Source organism: Marinomonas colpomeniae (genome assembly GCF_014803385.1).
GTDB classification, from domain to species: domain Bacteria; phylum Pseudomonadota; class Gammaproteobacteria; order Pseudomonadales; family Marinomonadaceae; genus Marinomonas; species Marinomonas colpomeniae.
In genome coordinates this window covers 725,200-731,695 of the sequence record NZ_JACYFC010000002.1, presented here as the reverse complement: position 1 = coordinate 731,695, position 6,496 = coordinate 725,200, and the positions used below count along the sequence as shown (strand labels likewise).

Here is a 6,496-nt window from a genome sequence, read left to right as displayed (position 1 = left end):
CATGCACCTAATGTTACTGCAGCTATAGTTACAGCCCATCCTCGCTCATGACCTGAATAACCAACCAAACCGTTTGTTTTCGCTTTTAGGGTTGGTAAATATTTTAAATTTACATCTTTAAATGGTGTAGGGTACGTTGAGTTACAATGTAATAGAATAAACGCTGCCTTTTTCCTTTGTAAGAAATCAATTGTTGAATTTATTTCATCTTCTGTAGACATTCCTGTAGAGCAAATCATAGGTTTACCAGTTGCGGCTACAGCTTCTAGTAATTGGTAGTTAGTAAAATCTGCTGACGCAACTTTATACGCAGTTAGTCCATAATTTTCTAGTTTAATGAGTGATTCAAGATCCCAAGGAGTACATAAAGGAGTAACTCCCTTAGTTCTACAGTAGTCAAAAATTTCGAAAAGCTCTTCATCCTTTAATTGGAATTTGGCTAATAAATCAAGTGTATATTCAGCCCCTAGATCTTCACCTGAAGAACGATTTTTTCCATATAAAGATGACATGGTCCGCATCTGGAACTTCACACAATCAACATTTGAGCTAACCGCCAAATCTACTAATTTCTTAGCTGTTTTAATACAACCTTGATGATTATTACCAATCTCAGCAATCAAATAAGAAGGGTCTTCAGTAGAAACCCTTCTCCCATTAATTTCAAGAAACTGAGTACCGTCTGAAGCAACAGCTATTAAATGTCCGCTCTTATCAATTAAGGGGATCGCGGTCTTAGTTTTCCCTAACAAATTTTCTACAAAGGAATTTTCACAATCCATTGATGCAGACAAGCAGTTTCGGTTACTAATAGTCAAGATAGGAGAGTCTAAATCAATATCTCCCTGCCTGACAACTGCTCGACGCAAATCACCATCTACAAAGCATCCACATAGCTTATTATGCTGATCGACTAGAAAAAGTATTTTAGTCTTACTCTTTTCTAATTTTATTAAAGCATCTTTTATAGTTGAAGATACCGACAATATATAAGAGTCTATTTTCCTGTGTAATATCACTTAACACCTACTTTTTAATTTTTTGTTTATCAAAAAAATAATGTCATTTAAAATATAGCATGACGTTAAAATGATCATCAGTCATTATGATTAAATCAACAGTCAACACAGTAAAATAAAAAACTATAATTTCGAAAAATCACTTTAGAAACTGAAACACTAATAAAATTTAAATCAACCTACATAATAAAAAATATACAACCTAAAACTCAGGCATTAAAAAAACCATTTCACCTTGTAATAAATGATAAAAAAATTATATGTAATAACAAAATCAAAAAACTAGTTTAAAGAAACTTTAACGCCTTATTTCCTTAATTAAAAGCAACATCATTTTTCTGAAATACGCATCAAACAGGTCTAGTTAATTTTAGTTTCACCGAGTTTTTGCCTTTGTTTTTATATCAGTACCTAAAACTCTACTATAATCGTCTTTAAAAAGTTTAGCTAAATTAAAACAAGACCCAACAAACCACATTTTACTAAAGGGCTTGGCCTTACCATACCTGAAAGCTCCTCCAATCGGATGTGAATGCCCACGCATAACCATTCTTTCACCGTCTGGACCAACTATACCGCCACGATGAAAACCGTCTGAATCGAAGATAATAAGATCTCCAGCCTCACCTTCAATCGTGACCGGATTAATAATTTCACTTTCAGGTATATCATTAGGTAGTTTCTCCAGAGACGTTCCCGTCGCTAAAGCATAGTTCGCTCGATAATGTCCTTCATTGTGAGTACCTGGGGAGTATTCAAAGGCACCATCGTTTTTAGTAACATCTTTTAGATATATAAAAAATTTTAATGATTGAACTCGATCAAAGTGCCATGGAAGAATCGGTACTTCGCAAGGTTTTTCATGAGTTAAAAATATGTCATCGTTTAATTTAAATTCAAATGGTGAGTAATACGAAGTGAGTATATCATTCATAAAAGACGAACCAAAAACGCCTTTAGTAACAGGAAAATCGCTATCTTTCAGGTTTTCTCTTTTAACCCTTATAACCATTCCATCTTCGTTGGTCGGGTGTTTATGCTTAACCCCTCCTCCAGATATATCAGAGCCTGAAATATCAATAAATTCGCGCTGCAACCCTTCCAGCTCTTCGCTATTTAAGTATGAAGGCACTATCGCTATACCGTATTTTTTAAGTTTCAAAAGAATATTCTTTACATCTACATCTACATCTACATCTACAATTAACGTATCAAACATTTTAGCCTCCATTGAAATCATTTAAATTATATAATGTCCTAATAATATCAATATATTAATTGAATAAATATGAAATAAATTGAAAAACTAGCCCAACTTAGAGCTTAACAATAGTCCTCACAAAAAGAGCGCTAATCAGCTTACGCCTCATCAGTCTTATCGCGGATATTTCGTATATACGCAATCTAGCAATGCAATCAATACCTTCCAAATACCATATAAGCATCAGTTGAATTAAGCTCAAAAGCAGTCCGGAAAAGTTCTGATATACTATTGACTTAAGGTGAGATATTTGGGGAATGCATTAAAAGGATGTTATTTATCATATAATACTACCTACTGTTAAACAGTTAAAAAGAATTCAATCAAAATCGTCCATTTCAGAACTATTAACACCTATAGTGATATGAATAAAATCACTTGAAATATAACATTATTTTTCTTACTATTTTACTAATCAGATTATTATCCACATCTAATCTATCAACAGAATCTCTTAGTAAAGAAAAACCATCTCCTTTTTTCATAAGCTCTTTCACGGGGATTTTATTAGCGTCTAAATGTTGCTTTGTAGCATAAGGAGGACGAACAGAGTAATCATAAATATTATCGTATAACCTTGAAAAAATCAGAGCATTATTGTAATTTGAAATAAACCACAGATCATCAAAAGCATATTCCCGCTCTTTAAGCCTTTGTGGGGCATAAAAAAAACTAGGATCTAGATTTTTGAAAATAATAGGTTTTGTGAATAGCAAATCAAATCTTAAAAAAACAACCCAATCATATTTGATTCCAGTCATTTCACTATATTCTTTCATCAACTCGACACTTTTTTTTGAACTATACCAGCGGCTTTTTGTGCGAGCAGCCAATATTTTTAGATACTCATAAGGCTTTTCCTGAGTATCTAAAATAGGCTTGTAAGAGTCTATATGTTTTAAGTTATAGTTTTCAAGACCTCCTTCTGAAAAATCAATTTGTGGTTCGAAAATTTTAACCTTAGGTGCATAAAGCTTTGTTAATAACTCTTCAAAGTCTGTCGACCAAGAATGCATAAATACATCAACATCATTCCCCTTAAATATATAATCAAAATAATTATTTCGAGAAATTTCTGGGTCATTCCACCCTCCGAGACCATCCCTTCCACTTTTTCCGCCTACATGGCCAAAAAAACATACAGCAATTTTGGTAGCACTCATTATTGATATTACCTCACAGATCATTTTTCATTAAAAACTAGACCATTATTTAAAATAGTCAATTATGCCCCCAATTCCGTAATAACAGCAGAGTTTTCTTGGTATGAAAAACAGAATAAACCATCTCCTACTTATCTCGAAAAAAATATTACAACCTTTCAATTAACGTTTTTTTAACTAGTTTAGTCATTACACTTTTCAGGAAAAGTATAAGTGTTTAATTAATTGTATCTTTTTACTTATTTTACTACTTCATGGTAAAGACTTTGTTTTTCTCTATTTGGCATAGTATCAAACTTGCTCATTCTATTATTTTTAGAGCAGTTAAAAGTGCTTGGATTACATTTCCTGAAGCCTGATTTTTCAAGAAATTGATTTAGTTTTCGATGAGTCCATGTTGAGATATGACCTCCTGACAACAACCTATCTTTTGGCACATGAGACACTACCCAAGAACCAAAATCTTCAGTAGATAATAAATTGGCTTGATTTAAAACCTGCTCTCTAGCTATTATCGGTGGCCCTCTATAAAAATCTTTTTGCTTACCATTCAACTCACTTTCTAAATAAGGAACAGTTTGATAGTTAGCAAACCAATGCAGCGCTAAATTTTCTACATTTGAGTCAACGCCAGCCTCTTCCCATTCAGGTCTTCCTTTGAACCCAATTTCGTTAAAAATTGACATATCATTTTCTAAAATAGCTTGATGGAACAACTCAAAATTTGGAGCGACAATACGGAAAATACCGCCGGGTTTTAAAACTCTATACACTTCAAAAAAAAGATGTGTAGCGACTTCATCGGTAACATGTTCAATAAAATGACTAGTATATACGGCATCTAAAGAGCCATCTTTAAAAGGAAGTACTGTAGTTTCATCTAAAAACTCTCCATCCAAGGAATCAATTCCTTGCCAAAACCATTCACACCAATTAGCACCGCTGCCTAAATTAATTCCTTCAACATGAAGATTAACGCTTTTAATTTTTCCATAACGATTTATTTTTTTATACATATGATAAATTTTTTTTACCAGAGGGATAGCTTTCATTATAAAAACTCCATATATATTATTATATTTTCAGAGGGCAAATAAAAATCGGAATGTAAATTTACTTTACTCGTCATTAGAGCCAACTAATTTATTAAAAGGCTGACTGCGATTGATTTTTCACTCAATATAACACTATTAGCTTAGCTGTACACCAATAGAAAATACTGCTCTCTACCAGTGATACTTTATATTTTTTAGAAACTAAAGGTGTTTTTTAAATACTAGAACTGATTTTTTATCATCATCCATTTTTATAGAGTGATTTTTTCTTCACATTTATCTATTGTAGAAAGTCGATGAGCAATCACAATTAAAGTTTTATTTTTAGAAATTTCATATATTTCATCCATTATCAAGCTTTCAGTCCCATAATCTAAACCACTAGTTGCTTCGTCTAATACCAATATCTCTGGATCACTATAAATAGCTCGCGCAATACCTATTCTCTGTTTTTGCCCACCACTTAGCTTAACACCACCATCACCAACCATAGTTTCTAAACCGCTCTCAGTTTCAAGGAAATCATATATATTAGAAAGTTTCAAAACTTCGATTATTCTTTCCCGATTATACTCTCTGCCAAAAGCAATATTCTCAGCAACAGTAGCATCATACAAATAAATTTCCTGTGGTATATAACCAAATTTATTTCTCCATGACTTCATATTACTTTCATTAATTATGGTACCGTCCACAATTAAATTACCCTGTTCAGGTATAAGAAGCCCCATAAGAATATCTGCGAAAGTACTTTTACCAGCACCACTTTTCCCTACTATTGCTATTTTAGAGCCTTTATTGATCGCTACATTTAATTTAGAAAACAAAAAATCTTCAGTCCCTTTATATCTAAATGAGACATCAATCAATTTCAATTCATCATCAAAAACTACAGTTTCATTAACAAAAAGTTTTTCTGTTTTAATAGAAAAACACTCACTAATTTGATCAATTGTATTTTTAAAATATTGAAAATTATTATAAGAACTTATTATTCTATTTAAAGAAGGTAACGCCCTATAAAAAGCTGCAGCATATACCCCCAGCGTAGCTATAAGATTATTAGTTGATGTAAAGTTAACTAAATAGTAAGTAATCAAAACTATACTAATAAGACCTAAAGTTTCTAAGATAAATCTTGGGGATTCATTTATTAATTGAAATAATGAATTAACTTGATATAAGCCATTACTATTCTTTTCAAATCCTTCTATACCTACTCCCTCAGCCCCAACCAACTTAATAAACTTAAAACCATTCAAGGTCTCATCGACACACCGATGTAACCCCCTACCATATTTTTCTCTTTTAGCAGAAATAATAGTTACTTTCTCTTTGACTAAAAATGTGACTATAATAAACATCAATCCAAAAATTAATCCAAGACCAAGAGCCAACTTCCAATCTATATATATAATTAGGCTAACAAGAAATAACAACACAAATAATTCTGCTACCATATCTATCATTGATTTAATAATAACCTGGACATGCAATGATTCTTGAAGTAATGTTTTTTTAAAATCACTTGAGTTTCTAAATACAAAATCAGAATAATCCAAATAAGTATAATGATTAAAAAGCTTAAACATTACAATGTGACGAATTTTATTGAACAACCTTAGAGAAAGATAATTCGAAGACACATTTAAAATAAGTCGAAATACATAAAAACTCACAATAACTATTGATAAGTATGAAATAAAAACCTGATACGTTTCAATATTTAAGAACTCGACCACATAAGTAACATATTTGTTTTCTGGTATTTTCTGGCTCATTGCGGTTGAAATATAAGGAATAATAAGTGAAAGCCCAATAAATTCAACCAACGCGACCAATAAATTAAGAAAAAAAATAAAAACTGTTATTTTTTTATGCCCAATTATATCAAATAACTTTATTATTTCTCTCACAAAAAAACCTTAAATTTTTTCAATGTATCTATCAGAATAAATACATTGCATTAAAAAAATAACATATAACTACACTTTATTT

The 6,496-nt window shown here is 31.5% G+C and carries 5 protein-coding genes; all 5 read right to left on the bottom strand.

What is annotated here, in order from left to right:
* The coding region (locus IF202_RS17465; RefSeq protein WP_235963376.1) for an N-acetylneuraminate synthase family protein at positions 1-986 on the bottom strand (986 nt) is incomplete at its 3' end.
* 409 nt (positions 987-1,395) lie between these two features.
* On the bottom strand, positions 1,396-2,238 hold the full coding sequence (locus IF202_RS08625; protein WP_191594464.1) for a phytanoyl-CoA dioxygenase family protein: 843 nt from the start codon (positions 2,236-2,238) through the stop codon (positions 1,396-1,398).
* A 416-nt stretch (positions 2,239-2,654) separates the two neighbouring features.
* The gene (locus IF202_RS08620) at positions 2,655-3,443 is read right to left on the bottom strand and encodes a hypothetical protein (protein ID WP_191594463.1); all 789 of its coding nucleotides are present in this window, start codon (positions 3,441-3,443) and stop codon (positions 2,655-2,657) included.
* A 239-nt stretch (positions 3,444-3,682) separates the two neighbouring features.
* Positions 3,683-4,495: a class I SAM-dependent methyltransferase gene (locus tag IF202_RS08615; protein ID WP_191594462.1), complete on the bottom strand. Its 813-nt coding sequence runs from the start codon at positions 4,493-4,495 to the stop codon at positions 3,683-3,685.
* A gap of 254 nt (positions 4,496-4,749) precedes the next feature.
* Positions 4,750-6,414, bottom strand: coding sequence for an ABC transporter ATP-binding protein (locus tag IF202_RS17690; protein WP_191594461.1), 1,665 nt, complete (start codon positions 6,412-6,414; stop codon positions 4,750-4,752).
* Between the last annotated feature and the right edge of the window lie 82 nt (positions 6,415-6,496).